Annotated in this window: 18 protein-coding genes and 2 tRNA genes; 10 read left to right on the top strand and 10 right to left on the bottom strand. The window is 38.7% G+C overall.

Annotated elements, in window-relative coordinates; all coding sequences use genetic code 11:
• Positions 1–2: 2 nt before the first annotated feature.
• Both QL989_RS14370 and QL989_RS14365 read right to left on the bottom strand, forming a co-directional pair.
• Positions 3–75: transfer RNA gene (locus QL989_RS14370), tRNA-Thr, on the bottom strand.
• Between the two features lie 60 nt (positions 76–135).
• A tRNA-Phe gene (locus tag QL989_RS14365) sits at positions 136–211 on the bottom strand.
• A 306-nt stretch (positions 212–517) separates the two neighbouring features.
• Between QL989_RS14365 and QL989_RS14360 the strand changes: the two genes are divergently transcribed.
• The gene (locus QL989_RS14360) at positions 518–3,301 is read left to right on the top strand and encodes an ATP-binding protein (protein WP_290170879.1); all 2,784 of its coding nucleotides are present in this window, start codon (positions 518–520) and stop codon (positions 3,299–3,301) included.
• A gap of 78 nt (positions 3,302–3,379) precedes the next feature.
• Here the strand turns inward: QL989_RS14360 and QL989_RS14355 are convergent, their stop codons facing one another.
• Positions 3,380–3,652: an oxidative damage protection protein gene (locus QL989_RS14355; protein ID WP_008110439.1), complete on the bottom strand. Its 273-nt coding sequence runs from the start codon at positions 3,650–3,652 to the stop codon at positions 3,380–3,382.
• 34 nt (positions 3,653–3,686) lie between these two features.
• Positions 3,687–4,748: an A/G-specific adenine glycosylase gene (gene mutY / locus QL989_RS14350; RefSeq protein ID WP_198521962.1), complete on the bottom strand. Its 1,062-nt coding sequence runs from the start codon at positions 4,746–4,748 to the stop codon at positions 3,687–3,689.
• Between the two features lie 150 nt (positions 4,749–4,898).
• On the opposite strand from mutY, the gene trmB reads away from it, so the two are divergent.
• The 4 genes from trmB (at position 4,899) to arcA (ending at position 9,644) form a co-directional block, all read left to right on the top strand.
• Entirely contained in the window at positions 4,899–5,624 is a 726-nt protein-coding gene (gene trmB, locus QL989_RS14345) for a tRNA (guanosine(46)-N7)-methyltransferase TrmB (RefSeq protein WP_198521961.1), read from the top strand.
• Between the two features lie 36 nt (positions 5,625–5,660).
• Positions 5,661–6,686 carry a methyltransferase gene (locus QL989_RS14340; RefSeq protein WP_198521960.1) on the top strand — a complete coding sequence of 342 codons (1,026 nt, stop codon included), beginning with the start codon at positions 5,661–5,663 and terminating at the stop codon, positions 6,684–6,686.
• A 183-nt stretch (positions 6,687–6,869) separates the two neighbouring features.
• A complete protein-coding gene (locus QL989_RS14335; protein ID WP_178955099.1) occupies positions 6,870–8,471 on the top strand; it encodes an ATP-binding protein in 1,602 nt (533 codons plus the stop codon).
• A 456-nt stretch (positions 8,472–8,927) separates the two neighbouring features.
• Positions 8,928–9,644, top strand: coding sequence for a two-component system response regulator ArcA (gene arcA, locus QL989_RS14330; protein WP_008110444.1), 717 nt, complete (start codon positions 8,928–8,930; stop codon positions 9,642–9,644).
• Positions 9,645–9,652: 8 nt separating this feature from the next.
• On the opposite strand, the gene arcB is transcribed toward arcA, so the two are convergent.
• Positions 9,653–11,971 carry an aerobic respiration two-component sensor histidine kinase ArcB gene (gene arcB, locus QL989_RS14325; protein WP_138604942.1) on the bottom strand — a complete coding sequence of 773 codons (2,319 nt, stop codon included), beginning with the start codon at positions 11,969–11,971 and terminating at the stop codon, positions 9,653–9,655.
• Between the two features lie 206 nt (positions 11,972–12,177).
• Here arcB and folE2 point away from each other — a divergent pair, with 206 nt between their 5' ends.
• The 4 genes from folE2 (at position 12,178) to ampE (ending at position 15,565) form a co-directional block, all read left to right on the top strand.
• The gene (gene folE2, locus QL989_RS14320) at positions 12,178–13,101 is read left to right on the top strand and encodes a GTP cyclohydrolase FolE2 (RefSeq protein WP_290170878.1); all 924 of its coding nucleotides are present in this window, start codon (positions 12,178–12,180) and stop codon (positions 13,099–13,101) included.
• A gap of 93 nt (positions 13,102–13,194) precedes the next feature.
• On the top strand, positions 13,195–13,791 hold the full coding sequence (locus tag QL989_RS14315; protein WP_138604940.1) for a DUF2726 domain-containing protein: 597 nt from the start codon (positions 13,195–13,197) through the stop codon (positions 13,789–13,791).
• Between the two features lie 112 nt (positions 13,792–13,903).
• A complete protein-coding gene (gene mtnN, locus QL989_RS14310; RefSeq protein ID WP_138604939.1) occupies positions 13,904–14,611 on the top strand; it encodes a 5'-methylthioadenosine/S-adenosylhomocysteine nucleosidase in 708 nt (235 codons plus the stop codon).
• Positions 14,612–15,565 carry a regulatory signaling modulator protein AmpE gene (ampE, locus tag QL989_RS14305; RefSeq protein ID WP_290170877.1) on the top strand — a complete coding sequence of 318 codons (954 nt, stop codon included), beginning with the start codon at positions 14,612–14,614 and terminating at the stop codon, positions 15,563–15,565.
• 49 nt (positions 15,566–15,614) lie between these two features.
• Here ampE and tyrS read toward each other — a convergent pair whose 3' ends face one another.
• Positions 15,615–16,814, bottom strand: coding sequence for a tyrosine--tRNA ligase (tyrS, locus tag QL989_RS14300; RefSeq protein WP_178955091.1), 1,200 nt, complete (start codon positions 16,812–16,814; stop codon positions 15,615–15,617).
• A 491-nt stretch (positions 16,815–17,305) separates the two neighbouring features.
• Between tyrS and QL989_RS14295 the strand changes: the two genes are divergently transcribed.
• Positions 17,306–18,619 carry a peptidoglycan DD-metalloendopeptidase family protein gene (locus QL989_RS14295; RefSeq protein WP_178955089.1) on the top strand — a complete coding sequence of 438 codons (1,314 nt, stop codon included), beginning with the start codon at positions 17,306–17,308 and terminating at the stop codon, positions 18,617–18,619.
• Positions 18,620–18,767: 148 nt separating this feature from the next.
• Here QL989_RS14295 and QL989_RS14290 read toward each other — a convergent pair whose 3' ends face one another.
• From QL989_RS14290 to oadA, 4 genes are all read right to left on the bottom strand, one after another.
• Entirely contained in the window at positions 18,768–18,944 is a 177-nt protein-coding gene (locus QL989_RS14290) for a hypothetical protein (protein WP_010390817.1), read from the bottom strand.
• Between the two features lie 19 nt (positions 18,945–18,963).
• The gene (locus QL989_RS14285) at positions 18,964–19,935 is read right to left on the bottom strand and encodes an aldo/keto reductase (protein ID WP_178955087.1); all 972 of its coding nucleotides are present in this window, start codon (positions 19,933–19,935) and stop codon (positions 18,964–18,966) included.
• Positions 19,936–20,074: 139 nt separating this feature from the next.
• The gene (locus tag QL989_RS14280; RefSeq protein ID WP_008115142.1) at positions 20,075–21,205 is read right to left on the bottom strand and encodes a sodium ion-translocating decarboxylase subunit beta; all 1,131 of its coding nucleotides are present in this window, start codon (positions 21,203–21,205) and stop codon (positions 20,075–20,077) included.
• Positions 21,206–21,219: 14 nt separating this feature from the next.
• Positions 21,220–23,001, bottom strand: coding sequence for a sodium-extruding oxaloacetate decarboxylase subunit alpha (gene oadA / locus QL989_RS14275; RefSeq protein ID WP_010390815.1), 1,782 nt, complete (start codon positions 22,999–23,001; stop codon positions 21,220–21,222).
• Positions 23,002–23,006: the final 5 nt, after the last annotated feature.

Below are 23,006 nucleotides of genomic sequence, written 5' to 3'. Positions count from 1 at the left end.
GGTGCCGACTAACCGAGTCGAACGGTTGACCTACTGATTACAAGTCAGTTGCTCTACCAGCTGAGCTAAGTCGGCACACAAAACTGTGTGCTAAGGCACTTTATCAATTTTAAAGATTGATAACTTTTTTGTAAATGGTGCCTCGACCCGGAATCGAACCAGGGACACGAGGATTTTCAATCCTCTGCTCTACCAACTGAGCTATCGAGGCACTTAACAGTGCTTATTAGTAATCACAACGGATTAATAATTCGACTCCCACATAGCTTTACTGACTGAGCTATCTGGGCGTGCGGCGTATTAAACGAGTTTTACCCTTACAAGTCAACTTTTTTTTTATCCTTTGCAACTGTTTGAACGGTTTTCAAACAACTAACAACAAATCTCGTTCATACCGTGCATTTATTCAACAAAAGAGTTTAAAAAACGTAGTGAATTATTTTTTTTAGGTGTTACGATTAGTCAATAGCTTTCGGTACAGGCTTACCGTTTTAATAAAACCACGATAGGAAAACTCATGCAGAGTAAGTTCTCTTCAGCAATAAAGGGCCTACTACCTATATTTTTAGTTAGTAACCTTATAATTTCCACATTATTTATAGTCGCCTATTCGCTTTACTCACAAAGCAATGCTGAGAACAATGAACTTCCCCAATCCTCTACTATTGCACTCACAAAACTTGCTGAACGCCTTGAGCAGCCCATTGTTGAAGCACTAACAACATACGGGCAAAACAAAGCCAAATTACTTCTTGATATTGCAAGCTTACTCAATAATGACTTTAAATATACTCTGCATCGTTTTAATGCAAATAATAAAGCCGAGTTAGTTTATAGCAATAATAGTATAGTGATTGCACCTTTAGCTGTTAGCAAATACATTAAAGAGCAAAATACTCTGCATCATTTAATCTCATCAGAGGGACAAGTAATTGCTGAGCTTATCATTGAGCAGAAACAACCTTTAATTTCATCATCGACACAAAATTTATCAATGAGTGCATATCTTGCCGCTATTGTTGCTCTGATCGCATTGTTTGCATTCGCTATAGCGTTTAATAAGTACATTAAAAAACGACTACATAAAAATACCGATTCTCTCACTCAAGAACTCAAGGCTATTACACAAAATGATAATTATCAAAGCACGCTTGATGAGCAACTTGATGGAGGGTTAGAAACCGTTGCTCAACAAATTAATTTATTGCTGAAAAAAGTAAGTATGGTTCTAGCTGACGACCAAGCTGCACAAAAAGAATTAAAAAGGCTACAAACCAGTCTGGAAACAGAAGTACAAAGCAGAACATTTGAATTAGAAAAACAAACTCAAAAAGCGTTAAAGGCGAGTGAAACTAAAACCACCTTTTTAGCCACCATGAGTCATGAAATAAGAACACCAATGAATGGTGTTATTGGCACCATTGATTTACTTCGCCAAACAGAGCTTGATGGTGCTCAGCAACGCCTTAGTACTATTATTCGTGAATCCGCATTTTCGCTACTGAGTATTTTAGATGATATTTTAGATTTTTCTAAAATTGAGGCTGGAAAGCTCAACATAGATCCTGTTCCGTTTTCTATTGCAGATACACTAGAAGAAGTAGCCAAGGTATTATCGTCGGTTGCTAAAAACCGTCATTTAGAACTCGATTTATCAATTGCACCCGATATTCCTAATAACCTTATGGGCGACTCAGGCAGGGTTCGCCAAGTGCTATATAACTTATGTAGTAATGCCATTAAATTTACTAGCACCAATGGTACAACGAAGGGGAAAGTAAGAATATCAGTAGAGGTAGCAAATAACACCGCCGATCACTTTACATTGCGTTTTTGTGTAAGTGATAACGGTAAAGGAATGAGCCAATCTCAGTTAAGAAAAATTTTCAACCCGTTCACTCAAGCAGAAAGCTCAATTACGCGAGAGTTCGGTGGAACAGGGCTTGGTCTTTCAATTTGTAAAAGCTTAACCGAGCTAATGCTTGGTACTATACATGTAACAAGCCATGAAGGGATTGGAAGTGAATTTACCGTTGAACTGCCTTTTTCAACTGCAGGTAAAACTGAATTTGCCCATAAAAATACACTTAATGGTAAACATGTCATTATTGTCAGCAGCGACGCAGAGCGCGGTAAAGTAATTTATCGTTACTTGTCATTTATGGGGGCTAAAATAACCTATGCTCATGAACAACAAGATGTAGAAGCTCACCAAGATGCCAAGGATATTATTTGGGTTGTTGATGGCATTGAAGACATGAATAGTATTAGTACCTTACTAAGAAGTTTACTTTACTCACTAGAAGATAATAACCAGCAAATGGTGGTATTAAGTAAATTAGATGAAGCAGTAATTAATCATAAAAGTATTTTTTATATTAATGCTTCTCCATTATGTAAATCTAACTTCATGCTTTCAATTTTGGTGGCTGCAGGTTTGCATAAACCTAAGCAAGTTAAAAAAGCCAGAACGATGAATCACTACCTAAACTCAGAAGAAGCGCTGGCAGCAAATAGGCTAGTATTATTGGTAGAAGATAACCTATTAAATCAAGAGGTACTCACCGAACAATTACATATACTAGGGTACAGTGTAGAGGTGGCTAATAACGGTGAAGAAGGCCTAGATATGTGGCGTAAAAATAGCTACTCGCTCATTTTAACCGATTTACATATGCCAAAAATGTCTGGCTACGATATGGTTGAAAAAATTAGAGAAGAAGCGTCATTGCTCGAATCGATTGACGCACAACCTTATATTATTGCTGTTACTGCCAATGCTCTAAAAGGAGAGAGAGAGCGATGTTTAGCTGTAGGTATTAACGACTTTATTACTAAACCTATTGAGTTAAATGCACTTGAGGACACATTAAAGCAATGGAATGACTTATGTAGCAAACAACCACAACAGGTGAATTCGACCGAAAAACCAATCATGCCTATTGATATGGAGTCAGCGAATAAGTATATAAATGGCGATGACGCTAAAATAATCCGCTTTTTTAAAATGTATTTAGAGCAGAGCCAAGAACAAATTAAAGCGATTAACTTCGCGGTGTTGCAAAGTAACAAAGCTGAAATTTTATCCGCTTGCCACCAATTAAAATCTATATCGAAGACAGTAGGAGCTAACATTGTTGCTGATTTAGCGCAGTCATTTGAAGATAAGTGTAAAAGTGATGAAATAAAAGCTGATGAATTAATTAAGATGAGAGATGAGCTTGAAATTGAATATTCAAGAGCAGCACAGTTTTTAAAAGAACAAATTAGAAACAGCGATCAGCAAGATGACTTGATTTAACTAAAATATTCATCGGTATACACAATATAAAAAAGGGCTCATAGCCCTTTTTTATTAATTATCCTAAGCACAGTTAATTTATTTTTCTACTGGCTTATAACCTTCAATCTCAACTTCTTTACCTTCAAACAAAAAGCCAACCATTTGCTCTTCTAAAAAAGTACGATGCTCTGGATCCATCATGTTTAAATGCTTTTCGTTGATCAGCATAGTTTGTTTATGCTGCCATTGCCCCCAGGCTTCTTTAGAAATATTATTAAAAATTTTCTCACCAAGTTCACCAGGGTATAACTGAAAACCAAGGCCTTCGGCCTCTTTTTGTAACTTTTGACAAAATACTGTACGTGCCATGATTGTTCCCCTTAATGCTAAATATAACGCTATTCTATACTATTGCCGTAATTTGTTTAACCAACTTTTTAGTCGGTGCCGCTAACCCTACTTCTATTGATTGATCGAGTGGATACCACACCAGCTGCTTGTCATTAACAACATCCGGGGCTTTCTCAATATTAAGTACATGCGGGTTAATCGTCAGCTCAAAATGTGAAAATACATGAGTAAAAGGCGTTACTTCATTAAGGTCACTTTTAAGCCCTTGTTGCGCTAAAAAAGTTTCGAGCTCGCTGTACTCATTAAATTCAAAAAATCCAAATAATCCGCCCCAAATACCACTGTTCGGGCGCTTTTCCATGAGCACTTTGTCGTTATGCTTGATAATTAACTGGTGGCAGCTTTTTTTAGGCACTACTTTTCTAGGCTTAGAGTGAGGAAACTCCTTAACTTTACCAGCGTTAAACGCACCACAACGGCTATTTAATGGGCATACCTCACAATCAAAGCGACTGCGCGAACATAAGCTTGCACCTAAATCCATCATAGCTTGATTAAACTCTGTCACATTATTTTTAGGAGTGAGTTGTTCACTTAAATGCCAAAGCTGATTTTCTACTTTTTTAACCCCATACCAACCTTCAACCATGAAAAAACGAGCAAGCACTCTTTTAACATTGCCATCAAGAATAGGGTGATGCTGCCCCAAAGATAATGATAAAACAGCACCAGCAGTAGAGCGCCCTATTCCGGGTAAATCCATTACTTCTTCAAGCGTGCTAGGAAACTGACCTTGGTATTTATCTCGAACTATTTTAGCGGTTTTATGTAAATTGCGTGCACGAGCGTAATAACCTAAACCTGTCCAATGATGCAAAACCTGATCTTCATCAGCATTTGCTAAAGCAATAATATCGGGAAAGCTTTGCATAAACTTTTCAAAATAAGGAATAACAGTGACAACCTGAGTTTGCTGTAACATCACCTCAGATACCCACACTTTATAAGGTGTTTTAGCTAATTGCCATGGTAACGTTTTGCGCCCATGAAGGTGATACCAGTCAACTACTTGGTTGGAAAACCAAGCTGACTGCTGTTTTTTTAAATCCAACATATTTACTTTTTTACTAATGCTCAATGGCGGCTCAGTCTATTGTAGTGACTGAAAAGATCAAGCTATAACGCCCTAATGCTTGTCAACCTAGCGCTGGTCAGGGATAATACGCAACCATTTTTAAACACATTGTTTTGTCAGGCCAATAATATGAGTGAATCAAGTAACAACAACCTTGAGCAAGCTAAGCAAGAAGGTAAGTATATCCGCACTATTCGCAGTTTTGTAAAACGCGAAGGTCGATTAACCAAAGGCCAAGCTGCTGCAATCGAAAAATGCTGGCCAACAATGGGGCTTGAGCATAAAAACGGCCTACTTGATTTAAGCGAAGTTTTTGGCAATGACAATGATGTAGTCCTAGAAATTGGTTTTGGTATGGGCAAGTCATTGGTTGAAATGGCAAAAAATGCACCACATCTTAACTTTATTGGCATAGAAGTTCATCGCCCAGGCGTTGGCGCATGTTTAATGGATGCTGACGAAGCTGGCGTTACTAATCTGCGTGTGTTTGAACACGATGCAGTAGAAGTTCTTGCTGATTGTATAAGCGATGAAAGCTTATCAACCTTACAATTATTTTTCCCTGATCCATGGCACAAAAAGCGTCACCACAAGCGTCGCATTGTACAAACTGAGTTTGCTGAAAAACTTCGCTCTAAATTAAAAATCGGTGGTGTATTTCACATGGCAACTGATTGGGAAAACTACGCAGAGCATATGTTAGAAGTGATGCAAGCAGCTCCAGGTTACAAAAACCAATCTGAGACTAACGACTATGTCCCCCGCCCTGATTTACGTCCATTGACTAAATTTGAACAGCGTGGTCACCGTTTAGGTCATGGCGTATGGGATTTAATGTTCGAACGTACTAAGTAACCGTTAATTAAATAATCAAGTAAGGTAAAGCCATTTATGAGCGTATTAACCAATCCGAGCCTACTATTACTTCGTAACAGTGAAGAGTTAAAAGGTAAATCAATATTGGTGGTCAACTTTGTTCAAGATGGCTTTTTAAATGAGCTAAAAACTCTCAACCCACAAAGTAAAATAACCGCTTTTAGTTATAATCACGCTAATGGTGAATTTGCAAAAAACATATCGGGTATTGACGTAACCATCAGCCACACAATTAATTCGGGCGATTATGATTTGGTAATACTTTATTACCCTAAATCTAAACCTGAGCTATTAATGGCGTTAGACAACATACGTGCTGTGATAAGCAAAGATGCAGAGCTACTCGTTGTTGGCGAAAACAAGAGCGGTGTTAAGTCAATTGAAAAGCAACTCGCCGGTAAGGCCGAGTTTAGTAATAAAATAGACTCAGCAAAACATTGTGTTTTATATTCATTTTCAGAACTAACTCTCAATAGCGCGTTTGATATTAGTACTTACCATAAAGAGTTTACGGTAAGTGTAAGTGATATTGAGTTTACAGCGGTCAGTATTCCTGGCGTGTTTAATCATGGTGCGCTAGATGCTGGAACGAAAATGCTACTAGAAAATGCTCCTAACTTAAAACACGGAAAAGTCCTTGACTTTGGTTGTGGCGCAGGGCTTATTGCTACTTTTTTAGGCCTAAAAACTCCAGCTCTGACATTTACCTGTAGTGACGTAAGTGCACTTGCTGCCTATGCAACAACACAAACGCTTAAGTTAAATAATGTAAACGGTGAAGCCATACTCAGTGATGGTTTAAATAATATTACTGGCAAGTTTGATTTAATTATTAGCAACCCGCCCTTCCATACTGGGATTGCAACTGACTACAGCGTTGCGGAATCTTTTTTAACCCATGCCAAGCAACATTTAACTAAGGCAGGCAAACTGACTATAGTAGCTAATAGCTTTTTGAAATACCCACCTATTTTAGAAACCCAATTTGACAGCTACCACACAGTATTTAAAAACAATAAATTTGCCGTATACAGTAGCTGAAATAAGTTATTAATATCCTGTCAAAACATAAATATGGGCTATATTAGCCACATATTTATGTTTTATAAGTAGATTAGCTAAAAATAAAAAGTGTAAATAAGCTAATCTTTTTAATTCACTTTTTTCTGTTTTTGCTAAACTATTATCATTAGACTCACAATTGACACGGATGACCTTCTCGCAATGCCCAAAACCGTAAAGCAAAATAGCATTCGTAGCATATTGTTTAAAACCATCATGCTTATAACAGCTATCTGTTTGTTATTATCGCTTTCAATTTCTACCTATTTAAGTGCGCAAGAGCAAAAAAAACAGCTCATTAGTAAGCTTGTGTTGGTATCAGAGATCATTGCATTCGACGCGATGCCCTCATTGCTAAATAAAAATAGGCCTGCAGAAGAAAGGCGCTTAAAGCTGCTTCAACAAGTATCATCCGTCACAAATTTACATATTTATGCCTTAGATGAGCAAACCAATAAGCCAGTCTTTTTTACCAGCTTTAATGCCCGAAAATCACCACCAGTCCCTATTAAAACGGACAACATTGATGACTTTGCTGAACCACAAGTTAGCGATGAGTACATTGAGTACATTACCCCAATACTCAATAATGAACAGCTGCTTGGCTATGTCTATATTAGAGGCAGCTTAGATAACTTAAATCAGCTAATAACTAAAAAGATTATAATTGATATCGTTATTATGGCTTTAATACTTATTTTTATTTCTTTGATTATTTTAAGGCTACAAAAAAGGATTGCCAGCCCGATTGAAAACTTAAGCTTGTTGTTGCAAAACATAGCTAAAAAACATAATTACTATGCGCGTGCGCCTTTAACGAACCTCACTGAAATAACTCGGCTTTCTAATAGCTTAAATGTAATGCTTGCACGCACACAAAGGCAAATAGAGCGCCATGAAGAAGATAAACAAGAAATTAAGCAGCTAAACTCAAACCTTGAAGAGAAAGTGAGTCAACGCACTATTGCGCTCAGAGAGGCCAATAAAGAGCTGTTATCTACTCTAGAAAAGATGCACCAATACCAAACTCAAATTGTCGAAAACAAAAAAATGGCTTCATTAGGGCAAATGGTGGCAGGGGTTGCTCATGAGGTAAATACACCAATTGGACTTGGTATTACAGGCTCTACTTTACTGCGAGATAAACTCGCAGAGCTACAGGTTAATTTTCATAATAAATCATTAACCGCGAGTCAATTTGAGCAATTTACTAATGATGGTATTGAAAACTTAGACCTAATCTATAGCAGCTTAAACCGCGTTGCAGAACTTATTTCTAACTTTAAAAAAGTCGCGGTGCTCAAAGATGATGAAATAACCAGCACTGTTAATTTACAACACTTAATTAACGACACGCTACTGTCTATGGGGCAAGAGCTAAAACTTAAAAACCCAAAAGTTCTTATAAATTGTCCAGCAGATTTAACCGTTGAAAGTAAAAAAGGACCACTACAGCAAGTATTCCATCAGCTTATTTTAAATTCCCTGCTGCACGGCTTTGAAGCTGGCGATGACAATGAAGTACAGATTGATATTGTGGTAACGAAAACAAAAACACAAATTACCTACACCGACAACGGGCTAGGTGTTGAAAATAGTATACGAGCAAAAATATTTGACCCATTTGTAACGTCAAAGCGCGGCCAAGGGGCGAGTGGTTTAGGAATGCATTTGGTTTACAATTTAGTGACTCAAGCATTAGCCGGAGAAATTGTGTTAGATACCGAGTATCAGCAAGGCGCCCGATTTATTATTACACTCTAAAAGCGAAAGAACGCTTTTACCCACTTGAATTACAACTTTATGACCATACTAAGACATAACCAACTAAACAGTTGTATCATTAATGCTGTATTTCACACAATTAAGGAACTTAATTGTGTTTTACATATCACATACATTGATGAAAAGTTGGAAAGTGATATAATTCCGTTTTGAATTAGTCTGATTATTTTAAGTATCTTTAGGTGGTTGATGGATGTATCAATTATTAAAGGGAAATGGCTTCGACTCTACAATTCAAATTATACATTCAACGTTAAGTATCAATTAAGCCGCGGTTTTTAATAATACGTCATAGTAGGTTTGGGCACGCAGCTGTTTATATCTAATTTGTTTTTACTTGTTAACATTTAGATATAATCCTATAATTCTAGTAGTCGGCTCTGATAATCATGCCGATTTTATAAATAAAACACACTCCAAAAAGGTTAATTAAAGATGCAAACGCCAGTCATTCTGATCGTAGAGGATGAAGACGTAACTAGACTAAACCTCGTTAGTTTATTTGAAGCTGAAGGTTACAAAGTTATTGAAGCCATTGATGGCGATGATATGCATGATAAGCTTACAAATAACGATGACGTCAATCTTGTAGTTATGGACATCAACCTGCCAGGTAAAAACGGGCTTATTTTAGCTCGCGAATTACGCCAAAAACGCAAAGTTGGTCTTATTTTCTTAACAGGCCGTGACAACGATGTAGACCGTATTTTAGGTCTTGAAATTGGTGCTGATGACTATATTACTAAGCCTTTCAACCCACGTGAATTAACTATTCGTGCACGTAACTTAATTACGCGTACCGCACTAGGTGGTGAAGAATCAGCTATTGAAACCAATGGCGTGATCACCTTTAACGGTTGGGAACTTGACGAAAACAGTCGTTGCCTTACTTCTCCAAATGGAGACGCAAAACGTCTACCGAAAGGGGAATACAGAGCACTGCGTTTAATGCTTGACTCACCAGGTCGTATATTTAGCCGTGAGCAACTAATTAAACACATGACTGGCCGTGAACTTCGCGCTAACGACCGTACAGTTGATGTTACTATTCGACGTATTCGTAAGCACTTTGAAAGCGACAATTCAACGTCTGAGTTGATCAGCACCATTCATGGTGAAGGTTACCGCTTCATTGGTAAAATCGACAGCTAATTAGTTTTTTATTCTAATTGTTGTAAAAATAAATGAAGGGCCTGTTGTCCTTCATTTATTTTGTCTGCTAATTCATCAAGCCAAACTGTTAATACTTCATCACTTTGTTCCAGCGCACCATGCTCCATTTGCTTTGCATGCAACTGCACATCATTCAGACCTACCGAACCAGCGGCACCTTTTAACTTATGCGCAACGGATTTATATTCTTCTCTGTCTGCTGTTTTTAATGATTCTAATAGCTCATGTTGGTATTGCGGATTTAGCTTTTTAAACAACTGACTACTGCGTTTAAATACTTCAACGCCCATCGAATTTACAAAGTCTTCAATGGTTTCAACATCTAACAAGTCAGTATTTATTTGTTTTAACAACTCTTGATTAACTACTCGTTGAGGAGCCTCGGTTTGCGCTTGTTTAATACCAAAGAGTTCAGCGAGCATATTATCTAACTTACTGGTGTTTATTGGTTTAGCTAACGCTCCTTGAATAGAAATTCCCTCAAGCTCTTCTTCAGCACTGCGAACATTGGCGGTAAGTGCCACAATAGGTAGCTGATCAAAATGGCTTTGTGCGCGTATTTGCCTTGCTACTTCATCACCATTAATATCTGGAAGCTGCATATCAAGCAATACTAAATCAAGATCATCTTCGGTCTCTACAAACGATAAAGCATCTTCACCCGTTTCAGCCCACAACACTTCATGCCCACGCTGTTCTAATAGGTTAGTTGCGATTTCAGCATTAAGTGGTACATCTTCCACTAATAAAATATATAAGCTACGTCCCACATAACTATGCTCGGTAGGTGCACTACATAAATTCAGCGGAATTTGTACAGTAAAACAGCTGCCCTCTCCTGGGGTACTATTAACAGTTATAATGCCTTTCATAGCACTTACTAACGCTTTTGTTACGGCTAAGCCAATACCTGAACCAATCGCATTGGTCCCTTTAAGATCAGGTGCTTTGTAGTACATATCAAAAATGCGTGTAAGTTGTTCTTGTGGAATCCCTTCTCCGGTATCGAGTATTTTTATAATAAGCCATGGGCCATCTTCACGGTTTTCTCTACCGCAATCTAAGGTGACACTACCGTGCTGGGTAAATTTAACCGCATTATTAATTAAGTTCCATACCACTTGGCGTAAACGAGTGGGGTCAAGTAGAGCATATATATCGAGTGTTCCAGAGCGTTTTACTTCAAAAGAAAGCTCTTTTTGCTCCGCAATGAGGCCTGCAAAGTTAACCACGTCATTAATAAAGTCAGAAACATTAATTTCGTTGGCAGCAATATCTAATTGCTCACGATCTATCTTATCTAAATCTATAATATCGTTAAATATATTACCTAATGTCTCTGCACTTGAAAACACCGTATTACACCAACTACGCTGCTGTTTATTAAGTTCAGTATCCAATAGCATCCGAGTTAAGCCAACGATACCATTGAGCGGAGTGCGTAATTCATGGCTCAAGGTGGCAATAAATTTCCCTTTATCCTTATAAGCAGTTTCCAGTGCCTGCGCGGCTTCTTTACGGCTGGTAATGTCACGGCCAAAGGCTAGTAAACCAATGTAATCGCCCTGCTCATTTATGAAGGGAAGCTTTCTCAGTTCAAACCATCTTATTTCACCATTTACAGAATATTCTACATCGATAGTTAAACCTTGATGAGTACGTTCAACCTGCTCATCGGTTCTTAATACTTCAGATAAAAAGTGGCTTGGAAATATCTCTTCTGCGGCTTTGCCAATTAATTCGCCACTGGTTTTGCCCATCACCTCTTCAAACATTTTATTACAACCGGCAAACACCCCATTGTTATCACGGTAATAAAATAAATCTGGTGAGGAGTCTACAATAGAGCGCAGTAACATACCTTGTTGTGCGAGCTCTTGTTGCGTTTTTTTGCGTTCTGCAATTTCACGTCTGAGCTCTTCTATTGCCCTATGCTTGGCATGGAAGGCCATTTTACGTTCGTCAATTTCAATGTTTAAACGATTAATATTGTCTTTGAGAGTTTGATTTAAAAGCTTTTCTTGTTTTGTGGCACTATCTAAATAGGCATAAGAGGCATCAAGTTGCCGAATAGAGTTTAGCAGTACGCTAATCACCAAAGGAGAAACAACTGAGGTAAAAAATACTATAGCTAATATATCAACTAAGTTCACTTCTCCAATAGCAACATAGTAAAACATACTCGATAAAACCATCGATACCGTCAGTAATAATGCATAGCAAATAGCTGCAGTTTTAAACTCACCAAAACGAGTTATTGAACTGGAAAGTACTCGAACCCACGGGTTCAAAGAAGAATCTGTCATATATCAGTGTTTCTCTTGGCTAAATGCTTAGTTTTTATAAGTAAGTATGATTAAAAGCTAATTTTAGCATTTTCTATCAGCTATTTTCATGTTGTGCGATAAAAACAGTAAAATTTCATGTTTGCTGTTATTTGCTGCATTTCAGCAATTCTTTATTTAGTGTAAAATGTGATGTTTTAAATATTGCAAATAACGAGTAACGTATCATGCAAACGACTATGCCAGATATTGCTAACACAGCTGCAGCATTACAAACAGGTAAATTAGACTGGGTAGGAATGGGCGATATAGAGCTGCCTTTTATTTTTGAATCTCTTGATTTAGCTCCAGTTACTGTTAATGCAAAAGCTCGCGCTTTTGTTAATTTACACCAAGAAGATGCCAAAGGCATCCACATGTCGCGTCTGTTTTTAGCACTTGATCACCTCTCAACGGAGCAACAGGTCAACCCGCACACCTTAGCACAAGCATTAGATACCTTTATCACCAGCCATAAAGGCTTAAGCGATAAAGCACAAATCGAATTTAAATTTGAATTACCGCTGCGCCGTAAATCATTACTTAGTGGCAAAGCCGGCTGGAAAAGCTACCCAGTTGTACTTACCAGTACTATAAACCAAGATGTTATTAGTTTTGAGCTAAGTGTTGATGTTACTTACTCATCAACCTGCCCCTGCTCTGCAGCCCTTGCTCGTCAACTTATCCAAAATGCGTTTAGCGAAAAGTTTGCTCAAGAAACACTAACTCAATCAGAGGTTTTAGAGTGGCTTGGAACAACTCAAGGCATTGTAGCAACCCCGCATTCACAGCGTTCTATTGCTAATGTTAAAGTAAAGCTAGATCAAAACATTCAAGCGTTTGATGTAGTTAACTTAATAAACTTACTAGAAGATGAGCTTAAAACACCAGTACAAGCCGCGGTAAAACGTGAAGACGAACAAGAGTTTGCTCGTTTAAATGGTCAAAACTTGATGTTTTGTGAAGACGCAGCACGAAAAATTAAAACTACCTTAGAAGCAAAACAGTTTAGCGACTATTTTTTACAAATTAACCACTATGAATCTCTGCATGCGCATGATGCCGTTGCGATTGCAGTAAAAGGTATAGAGGGCGGATACACAGCACTATAAACACCAACGGCATCTAAAATAACCATAACAACTATTTGGGCACATAAATTGCTTTAGAAAAGCAGTGTCAATTTGTTGTTATGGAGTTACCGTATGGAATTCGCTTTATTATTAATATTAGTGCTAGTTGTTGGGGCATCTGTAGTTGCGTCAAAATTTAGTGATGACGGCGGAAACCCTTATCCTTTTACTCGTAAGCAAAGTGTATTTACCCAAGTAGAAGGGGCGTTTCTGAATTTATTAGAACGCGCTGTTGGCGACCAATATAAAATTGTTAGTCGCGTTAAACTAATAGATGTGATTGACTGTAAACAAGGTCTATCTGTCAAATCTAAACGTGCGGCATTAGCTAAAGCAAAAAACAAACAGCTCGACTTTGTGTTAGTCGACAAAGAAAAAATGACCATAGTGGCTGCGGTTGACTTAGTTAATAATGCCAACAAAGATGGTCACAAAGCACAGCGTGATTGGTTTGTTAACGGTGCATTAGAAGCCGCTGGCATTCCACATATTCGTATGAAAGTAAAGTCAGGCTACCGCCCAAGTGAAGTTCGCGATGCCATTATGTTTAAATTAGGCAAGCCTGCTAAATCACAACCTGCACGCCCGACTCGTACTAGAGTCCATAAGCCTGCGGTATTATCACCTTCTCAAGCAAAAGCACATTCAACCGCCCTTGCTGAAATATAACTACTGAGTTAAAGCAATCTATTAAAGCGAGCATTTTAAATGACTCGCTTTTTTGTTTTTTATAGCAGACTTCACGTATAATCAGGCTATTCAAACTTAGGAATTTAACACTATGAATGTTGGTATTATTGGCGCCATGGAGCCAGAAGTTAAAATTTTGCGCGAAGCGATGCAAAATCCACAGGTTTTAACCAAAGCAGGCTTTACGTTTTATACTGGTGAGCTTGCTGGTAATACTGTTACTTTAGTGCAATCAGGCATTGGTAAAGTTGCTTCAACTATTGCAACCACTTTACTTATCGATAACTTTAAGCCTGATTGTGTTATTAACACAGGCTCTGCCGGTGGTTTCGACCCTTCGCTTAACGTTGGCGATGTAGTGATTTCATCAGAAGTTCGTCATCACGATGTAGATGTAACAGCGTTTGGTTACGAAATTGGCCAAGTACCACAAATGCCTGCAGGCTTTACAGCACACCCTAAGCTAGTAGAAGCCGCTGAGCAAACAATTGCACAAATCAGCGAAGTAAAAACGCTTGTTGGTTTAATTTGTACTGGTGACTCATTTATGTGTGACCCTGTTCGCATTGAAAAAACACGCAATGACTTCCCTACAATGCTAGCAGTAGAAATGGAAGGTGCGTCAATTGCACAAACGTGTTTTGCACTTAACACACCATTTGTTGTTATTCGCTCAATGTCTGATATTGCTGGCAAAGAGTCACCGCAATCATTTGAAGAGTACTTAGAAACAGCCTCTATTAATTCATCAAAAATGGTTGTGGCATTACTAGAAAAGTTAACAGCGGTTACGCTGTAAATGCTCAATAATATTGTTCAAAATCATTTGGACTTTATTGTATTTATTTGTGCGCTCCTAGCTGAGCGCTTTTTACCTTTAGTTAGCTGGTATCACCCTAATCATATACTTTCTGCCATTTTTAACGCAATTGGCCGGCGTGTTTATAAAAAAGCAGACAGCAAACAATATCATTATTTAGCCGCTTTACTAGCAAGCACACTTGTTCTAACTGTGATTATGATTATTGTGGTTTTACTGCTGGAGTTTGCCTTTTACCCTGAACTACTATCCGGTCTTATTTTATACTTGTGCCTAGAAAGCAGTAGCATAAATAAAAAAGCGATACGTATTGCGAAATTGACCAAAAAAAATCAAAAATCAACTGCTCGAGAATTATTAAAACCACTAGTAGCCCGAGAAGTTAAGGCACTTTCAAACCCAGGGATTATTAAAGCGGTTATGGAAAGTGTCATACTAAGAACGGCACGTCATTATTTTGTAGTTATTTTCATTTTTTTACTATTGGGCCCCATTGCTACTCTCGCCTACCGCTTGCTTACCTTAATCCAACAAGCGTGGCGCACTGATATAGCTCCCGACAGTTCTTTTTTGACGCCGCTTAAACTGATTCTTTTTATTATTGAATACATTCCCATTCGGTTACTCGCGCTGACAATAGCTTCACTTAAAGCCAGTAAAAAAAGCATGCATTATATTAAGCATTATGGCCGACATTTTTATCAAAAAAATACAGGTTGGTTATTAAGTGTGTGCTCTGCATCTTTAGGTGTGCAACTTGGTGGGCCTGCTATTTATATTGAGCAGCGTTTCAATAAAATGCGGGTCGGTGTAGAACGCTTGCCAATTGCCGATGATATGCCAAAGCTACTCAATACCCTAAATCAAGCCCGTTTTTTTTGGCTACTAATTATTATTAGCGTTGAAATTATTAGGGCTGTTCTAACTTTTTGATCAGTTATAAAAAAACCAGCCGAAGCTGGTTTTTATAATCTCTGAAGCTTTAGGCTACAGTAATATTTGCAAACTTACGTTTACCTACTTGGTAAATAGCGGTTGTTCCTTTTGCTACTTCCAATTTGGTATCGGTAATTTTTTCTTCGCCATTAAGCTTTACTGCGCCTTGTTTGATCATACGCATGGCCTCTGAAGTACTCGCCACTAAGCCAGCTTCTTTTAGTAAGTTAGCAATTAAAATAGTGTCTTCATCAATATTAACTGTCAGCTCTGGAATTTCATCAGGTAGTGCTTTTTTCTGAAAGCGCTGAATAAAGTCATCATGAGCAGCTTGCGCATCGGCTTCACTGTGAAAACGTGCAATTAACTCTTTCGCTAATTCAATCTTAATATCGCGCGGGTTAGTGCCTTGCTCTACACGCTGTTTTTGCGCTGCAATTTGCTCAATAGAAAGGCTACTTAGCAAGTCATAGTAACGCCACATTAGTACATCACTAATTGACATGATTTTACCAAACATGTCGCTAGGCGTATCAGTAATACCTATGTAGTTTCCTAGTGACTTTGACATTTTCTGAACGCCATCAGTCCCTTCAAGTAAAGGCATCATTAGTACGGTTTGTGGTTTTTGACCTTCATCTTTTTGCAGCTCACGACCCATTAATAGGTTAAAGCGCTGATCAGTTCCACCTAGCTCAACATCAGACTCAAGTGCGACTGAATCCCAGCCCTGCACTAGTGGGTATAAAAACTCATGGATTGCGATAGATTGACCGCCAGCATAGCGCTTTTTAAAGTCATCACGCTCAAGCATGCGTGCCACAGTTTGGCGAGCTGCTAATTTTATCATTCCAGCCGCGCCCAATGTCTCCATCCAGGTAGAGTTAAAAGCGACGGTTGTTTTAGCTGGGTCTAAAATTTTGAAAACCTGTTCTTTATAGGTTTCAGCATTAGCAAGCACATCATCACGAGTCAGTGGCTTACGGGTAACATTTTTGCCCGTTGGATCGCCTATCATACCGGTGAAGTCACCAATTAAGAAAATAACCTCATGACCTAAATCTTGAAAGGTTTTCATTTTATTAATTAGTACAGTGTGACCTAGGTGCAAATCTGGAGCCGTAGGATCGAAACCAGCTTTAATTTTTAGCTTTTTCCCCGACTTTAATTTTTCAACTAACTCATCTTCAATTAATATCTCTTCTGCACCGCGTTTTATCTCTGCTAGAGCGGTTTGTAAATCCACTGTGTGTTACTCCAAAAAATTCTGACAACGAAGGGGTGTAATATGCTCACGATTTATTGTTAGCGCGTTATAACAAAGCAAATAAAACTATTTAGCTAACATAACAAATTTCCACTTAATTAGAACAACTTTTTTAACTAATCGCAGCATCAACTATAATGCAGGGCGTACGTTCTAAAAAGGGATATAAACGAGCGATTAATAATACACTAGAAGTGTTTATAACAAACCAAAAAACAGTTTGTAAATTAATCACTTCTCGCAATTAAATCGTTTTAAAAGCTAATTTAACATTACGATGAAAAAGCAAAGTATCCAAGAATATAAAATAGTGCTGTTATTCAACTTTACACACAAACAGCCTGAATACCCTATGATTTTAGCTTAATTTAACGCGAGTTTAAATCTACAAAATACTAGTATTCATAGATTATTCGTTATATCCTGCAATATAATCTATTTATTATCTTGACAGCAGAAAAAGGCACGTTATGGTCCACGTGGTTAACACGCTCCCCAAAAAACACAAAATGCTTATTCTAGGTTTGGTTTCTGCTATTGTTGCCTTAGCCTTTTTACCTTCTGAAAAAGCCACTGCATCCAAAGACAATAGCGAGAACACGCTAGAGATTGGTAAGCGTTACGAATTACAAATAAAAGTAGGTGAAAACGAAAAACTCACTGACTTAAATTCAGAGCAAGCAGCACAAAAGCTTCCAGAATATGATTTTGTTGATCACCTTGTTAAAAATGGTGACAATTTAGCGAACATTTTTAAGCGCGCTGGTTTTTCTGCGCAAACGCTTTATAAACTGGTTAACACAAATGCTGAAACACGCAAGCTTACCAAAATTCATCCAGGTGAAACACTAAGCTTTGCTACTGCAAAAGATGGTTCGTTGGCTCAGTTGCGTTACGTTATATCTAAAACAGATACCTTATATGTCACCCTTAATGACGAAGGCCAATACGATACTTCAATTGACAGCAAAGAAATAGAAACACTGAGCAAAACCGCCGGTGGGGAAATTTCTAGCAGTTTTTGGACGTCAGCGATTGCTGCTGGTTTAAGTGAGCGCCAAATCATGAACTTTGCCGATATATTTGGTTGGGACGTGGATTTTGCAAATGACATCCGTAAAGGTGATGAATTTGGCTTAATATATGAATCTCATTTTGTTGATGGTGAATTTATTGGCACCGGTAAGATTATTGCCGCAGAATTTATAAATCAAGGCGAACGTTACACAGCAATTCGACACACCGACGGTAATTTTTATACCCCTGAAGGGCGTAGTATGAAAAAAGCCTTCTTACGTGCACCGGTAAACTTTAAATATATTAGCTCAAGCTTTAATCCTCGCCGCTTACACCCTGTTACAGGACAAGTAAAAGCACACCGAGGTATTGACTATGCTGCGCGTACAGGCACGCCTGTTGTATCATCAGGTAATGGTAAAGTTATTAAAGCGGGCTACAGTAAATATAACGGTAATTACGTATTTATAAGCCACGGTACACAATACGTTACTAAGTACTTACACCTTAATAAACGCCTAGTTAGAACAGGGCAAAAAATCAAACAAGGTGAGAAAATTGGTACTGTAGGCTCAACAGGTCGAGTAACTGGGGCACATTTACATTATGAGTTTTTAGTTAACGGTGTTCATCGTAACCCCAAAACTGTGAAACTACCTAAATCTGAGCCATTACCACGCTCAGAGCTTGCTAAGTTTAAGCCTATTGCTGATAACTTTATTGCGCAACTTGAGCGTAACCGAGAACTTCAGTTGGCACTTAAATAAAAAGCTTAATGATTAAATAAAAAAGCCTTTGCAGGGATAACCCGCAAAGGCTTTTTTGTATGTCATGAGTATACCAACCAGCATAGATATTTGAATAGTTTCACGAATTACCCATTGTATCTAAGCTGCTTGGTACTAAATTTCAGAGTTAATTTACGAGTACATAAATAAGCTGCACAACCAAAGAGATCATCACCAGTGGCCAGATATACTTACTATATTTAGTAGCGCTCTCAAGCCCCATTTTACTTTGGTATTTTTCCAGTAACGGAATAATGATCACCAAAGCAATGACTAAGCTAATTAAAATAACAAATATGTTCATATCATCACCCTACACTAGGTTATGGTAAAGCGCAGCCTTTCGCGCTGATATATAGCTCATACCAATGCTCACGACTTAAGTTAACATTAACCGCATCACAGGATGCTTTTATTCGCTCTATGTTAGTAGTGCCAATAATTGGTTGAATTGATGCTGGGTGGCGCAGCAGCCATGCTAATACGATAGCTTCTGCTGTTGTACCATAAAGTATGGCAAGCTTACTGACTAAAATACTGGTATTAATATCTGCAGGCGAGGCCTTTGATAAATCACCACCAGAGTATAAGCCTTGGCATAAACTGCCCCAACTTTGAATCTGAATTTCATGCTCACGGCAATATTCAATATTGCCTGGGGTAAAGTTAATATCCTTGCCATCGGCATTACCCACATAAACGCCTTCATCAACCCATTGATGTTTTTGTAAACTCGCTTCGATTTGATTGGCCACAATCGGCATATCTAAAGCGCGTTGCAAAAACCGTATTTGATATTGCGACATATTAGACACCGCAAAATGACGCACTTTGCCACTTTCTTTTAAACAACTAAATACTTGTGCAACTTCCTCTACTTCCATTAAAGGATCAGGACGATGCAACATAAGTATATCTAAATATTCAGTATTTAATCGTTTTAATGAGCCTTCTACCGAGCGCTCAATCCAATCAGCTGAAAAGTCATAACGTTGTGGGTTTTGATCATCAGCAAAGCGAATACCACACTTAGACTGAATATACATTTGCTCTCTAAGTTCTGGTCGCTCAGCCAAAGCTTGACCAAAAACATGTTCGGCTTTGCCTAAGGTATAAATATCAGCATGATCGAAAAAATTAATTCCGCCTTCAATGGCGGCATCTATGCATGAATGAGTTTGTTGTAAATGCGCACTGGTAATCGCATCTTTATTCCATGCGCCTCCCAAACCCATACAGCCAAAAACAAGTTTGCTTACATTCGGGAGATATTTTGCCAGCGGAGTGTGTAACATTTTGACAGCCCTTTAAAAAATGAAGAGTGATTACTTTAAACAAAAAACCCTATACAAGAAACCGCTTAAGTCAAAACAGTGAATTTTATGCAAAAAAAAGCGCAGTAAACTGCGCTAATAGGTTGAGTCTAAATTATATTTAACCCACAAGAGCGAGTAAAATACCTGCCGCAACAGCACTACCAAGCACCCCTGCAACATTAGGCCCCATGGCATGCATTAATAAGAAGTTATGCGGGTTATTTTCAAGCCCAACCTTATTAACAACACGTGCTGCCATAGGCACAGCGGATACACCCGCAGCACCAATTAATGGGTTTATGGGGGTTTTTGATATCTTATTTAAGCCTTTAGCCATAAATACACCTGAGGCTGTACCAATAGCAAACGCCAGTGCACCCAGTACCAAAATACCAATAGTTTCTACTGTTAAGAACTGCTCGGCAGCAAGCTTAGAGCCCACTGCAAGTCCTAGAAATATGGTGGTGATATTAATGATTTCGTTTTGCGCACTGTTGCTGAGCCTATCAACTACACCCGACTCACGCATTAAGTTACCTAAACAGAACATACCAACCAGCGGAATTGCCGCAGGTAAGAATATAGCAGTTAAGGTAAGCACCATCAGTGGGAAAATAATTTTTTCCTTTTTAGATACTTTACGCAGTTCTGGCATTTGAATTTTACGTTCTTCAGGCGTTGTAAACGCACGCATAATAGGTGGCTGAATAATAGGAACCAACGCCATGTACGAGTACGCAGCCACCGCTATAGCGCCCAGTAAATCTGGGGCCAGCTTTGACGCTAAAAAGATAGCGGTTGGCCCATCTGCACCACCAATAATCGCAATTGCAGAAGCATCTTGTAAGCTAAATTCAAATCCCGGAATAAAGTTAAGTAAAATAGCGCCAAATAACGTCGCAAAAATACCAAACTGCGCTGCCGCACCTAATAGCAACATACGCGGGTTGGCAATCAGGGCACTAAAATCAGTTAAGGCCCCCACTCCCATAAATATTAATAGCGGAAAAATACCGGTATCAATACCAACATAATACACATAGTAAAGTAAGCCACCTGGATCTGATAAACCAGCTACTGGAATATTAGTTAAAATAGCTCCGAAACCAATGGGCAGTAGTAATAACGGCTCAAAGTTTTTGGCAATTGCTAAAAATAATAGCAAACAACCAACGGCAATCATGATCAGCCCAGGAAATGTAAAGTTAGCAATGCCTGTGGCATGCCAGAGGTTTAAAATACCATCCATCCTCTATTTACTCCTTAAGCTAGTGCAATCATTGCATCGCCGGTTGACACTGAATCGCCCTCAGAAACAAGCACCTCAGCAATCGTACCGGTATGCATGGCGCGTACTTCGGTTTCCATTTTCATGGCTTCCATAATAATTACCACATCACCTTCATTGACTACCTGACCGGGTTTTACTTTAATTTTAAAAATATTACCGGCCAGTGGTGCATTTAGAGTTTCACCCGAGGCAACCGATGCTGACTGTGGAATATGCTCTGAGTCTTTTAACGTCACCTCTTTTAGCTCACCACCTTGAGCAACCACGACATCGTATACTTTACCGTCTACTTTAACGCTGTATTGCTCTGCCTTAACGCTTTTATTGTTTGCCGCTGATTTTTCAGGTGCTTTATTGGCGTTATCATCAGCGCTAGGAACAGGCTCAAATGCATCAGGATTGTTACGGTTTTTAATAAATTTCAAACCAATCTGTGGAAATAATGCATAGGTAAGCACATCATCAATTTGCTCATCGGCTAAAGTTAGCCCTTGCTCCTGCGCAAGCTTGCTTAACTCAGCTTCTAAAGTTTCAAGTTCAGGTTTAATAATATCTGCAGGGCGACAGGTAATTGCTTCACTGCCATCAAGTACGCGCTCTTGAAGCTCTTTATTCATTGGTGCAGGTGTTGAACCATACTCACCTTTTAATACGCCAGCAGTTTCTTTGGTAATGGTTTTATAACGCTCACCAGTGAGTACATTTAATACCGCTTGAGTACCAACAATTTGTGAGGTAGGTGTAACGAGTGGAATAAAGCCTAAATCTTCACGTACTCGTGGAATTTCAAGTAGCACTTCGTTTAGTTTATCAGCAGCACCTTGCTCTTTAAGCTGGTTTTCCATGTTAGTTAACATACCACCTGGCACTTGGGCTAATAAAATTCGGCCATCAACACCTTTTAAGCTGCCTTCAAACGCAGCGTACTTTTTACGTACGTCTCTAAAGTAAGCGGCAATTTCTTCTAGGTGGTTTAAATCAAGCCCGGTATCACGCTCGGTCCCTTCAACGATTGCAGCAATTGTTTCAGTTGCTGAATGACCATAAGTCATACTCATAGACGATACAGCTGTGTCGAGCATATCAATGCCGGCATCAATCGCTTTTTGATAAGTAGCGGTGCTTAAACCCGTTGTTGCATGGCATTGCATTGCAATAGGTATGGAAACCGTTTCTTTTAACGCTTTAATGAGTTCTTCTGCATCGTAAGGCTTAAGCAATCCCGCCATATCTTTAATACAAATTGAATGACAACCTAATTCTTCAAGCTGCTTAGCAAGTGTTAACCACATATCTAATGTATGTACAGGGCTTACTGTGTAAGAAATTGTACCTTGCGCATGTGCCCCTACTTTAACCGCCGCTTTTATGGCAGTTTCTAAGTTACGTACATCATTCATGGCATCAAAAATACGAAATACGTCTACGCCATTTTTGTGGGCGCGCTCAACAAACTTCTCAACCACATCATCAGCATAATGGCGATATCCCAATAAGTTCTGACCACGAAGTAGCATTTGCTGTGGTGTATTTGGCATCGCTTTTTTAAGCGCGCGAATACGCTCCCATGGATCTTCACCTAAATAACGAATACATGAATCAAAGGTAGCTCCACCCCAAGATTCTATAGACCAATATCCTGCGTCATCAATTTTTTTTGCAATAGGTAACATGTCGTCTAATCGCATGCGGGTAGCTAAGAGCGACTGATGTGCGTCACGAAGTACGAGTTCTGTTATTTTTAATTTAGCCATTGGTA

Origin of the sequence: Pseudoalteromonas sp. APC 3224 (assembly GCF_030407535.1) — a bacterium.
Classification (GTDB): Bacteria; Pseudomonadota; Gammaproteobacteria; order Enterobacterales; family Alteromonadaceae; genus Pseudoalteromonas.
Note: the sequence above shows the minus strand (reverse complement) of the source record. Positions and strands in the feature narration are given on the sequence as shown.

What these genes read in the sequence shown, in the direction of transcription:
- QL989_RS14360 (WP_290170879.1), top strand. Translation starts at nt 518, where the DNA reads ATGCAGAGTAAGTTCTCTTCAGCAATAAAGGGCCTACTACCTATATTT.
- QL989_RS14355 (WP_008110439.1), bottom strand. Translation starts at nt 3,652, where the DNA reads ATGGCACGTACAGTATTTTGTCAAAAGTTACAAAAAGAGGCCGAAGGC.
- mutY (WP_198521962.1), bottom strand. Translation starts at nt 4,748, where the DNA reads ATGTTGGATTTAAAAAAACAGCAGTCAGCTTGGTTTTCCAACCAAGTA.
- trmB (WP_198521961.1), top strand. Translation starts at nt 4,899, where the DNA reads ATGAGTGAATCAAGTAACAACAACCTTGAGCAAGCTAAGCAAGAAGGT.
- QL989_RS14340 (WP_198521960.1), top strand. Translation starts at nt 5,661, where the DNA reads ATGAGCGTATTAACCAATCCGAGCCTACTATTACTTCGTAACAGTGAA.
- QL989_RS14335 (WP_178955099.1), top strand. Translation starts at nt 6,870, where the DNA reads ATGCCCAAAACCGTAAAGCAAAATAGCATTCGTAGCATATTGTTTAAA.
- arcA (WP_008110444.1), top strand. Translation starts at nt 8,928, where the DNA reads ATGCAAACGCCAGTCATTCTGATCGTAGAGGATGAAGACGTAACTAGA.
- arcB (WP_138604942.1), bottom strand. Translation starts at nt 11,971, where the DNA reads ATGACAGATTCTTCTTTGAACCCGTGGGTTCGAGTACTTTCCAGTTCA.
- folE2 (WP_290170878.1), top strand. Translation starts at nt 12,178, where the DNA reads ATGCAAACGACTATGCCAGATATTGCTAACACAGCTGCAGCATTACAA.
- QL989_RS14315 (WP_138604940.1), top strand. Translation starts at nt 13,195, where the DNA reads ATGGAATTCGCTTTATTATTAATATTAGTGCTAGTTGTTGGGGCATCT.
- mtnN (WP_138604939.1), top strand. Translation starts at nt 13,904, where the DNA reads ATGAATGTTGGTATTATTGGCGCCATGGAGCCAGAAGTTAAAATTTTG.
- ampE (WP_290170877.1), top strand. Translation starts at nt 14,612, where the DNA reads ATGCTCAATAATATTGTTCAAAATCATTTGGACTTTATTGTATTTATT.
- QL989_RS14295 (WP_178955089.1), top strand. Translation starts at nt 17,306, where the DNA reads ATGGTCCACGTGGTTAACACGCTCCCCAAAAAACACAAAATGCTTATT.
- QL989_RS14290 (WP_010390817.1), bottom strand. Translation starts at nt 18,944, where the DNA reads ATGAACATATTTGTTATTTTAATTAGCTTAGTCATTGCTTTGGTGATC.
- QL989_RS14285 (WP_178955087.1), bottom strand. Translation starts at nt 19,935, where the DNA reads ATGTTACACACTCCGCTGGCAAAATATCTCCCGAATGTAAGCAAACTT.
- QL989_RS14280 (WP_008115142.1), bottom strand. Translation starts at nt 21,205, where the DNA reads ATGGATGGTATTTTAAACCTCTGGCATGCCACAGGCATTGCTAACTTT.
- oadA (WP_010390815.1), bottom strand. Translation starts at nt 23,001, where the DNA reads ATGGCTAAATTAAAAATAACAGAACTCGTACTTCGTGACGCACATCAG.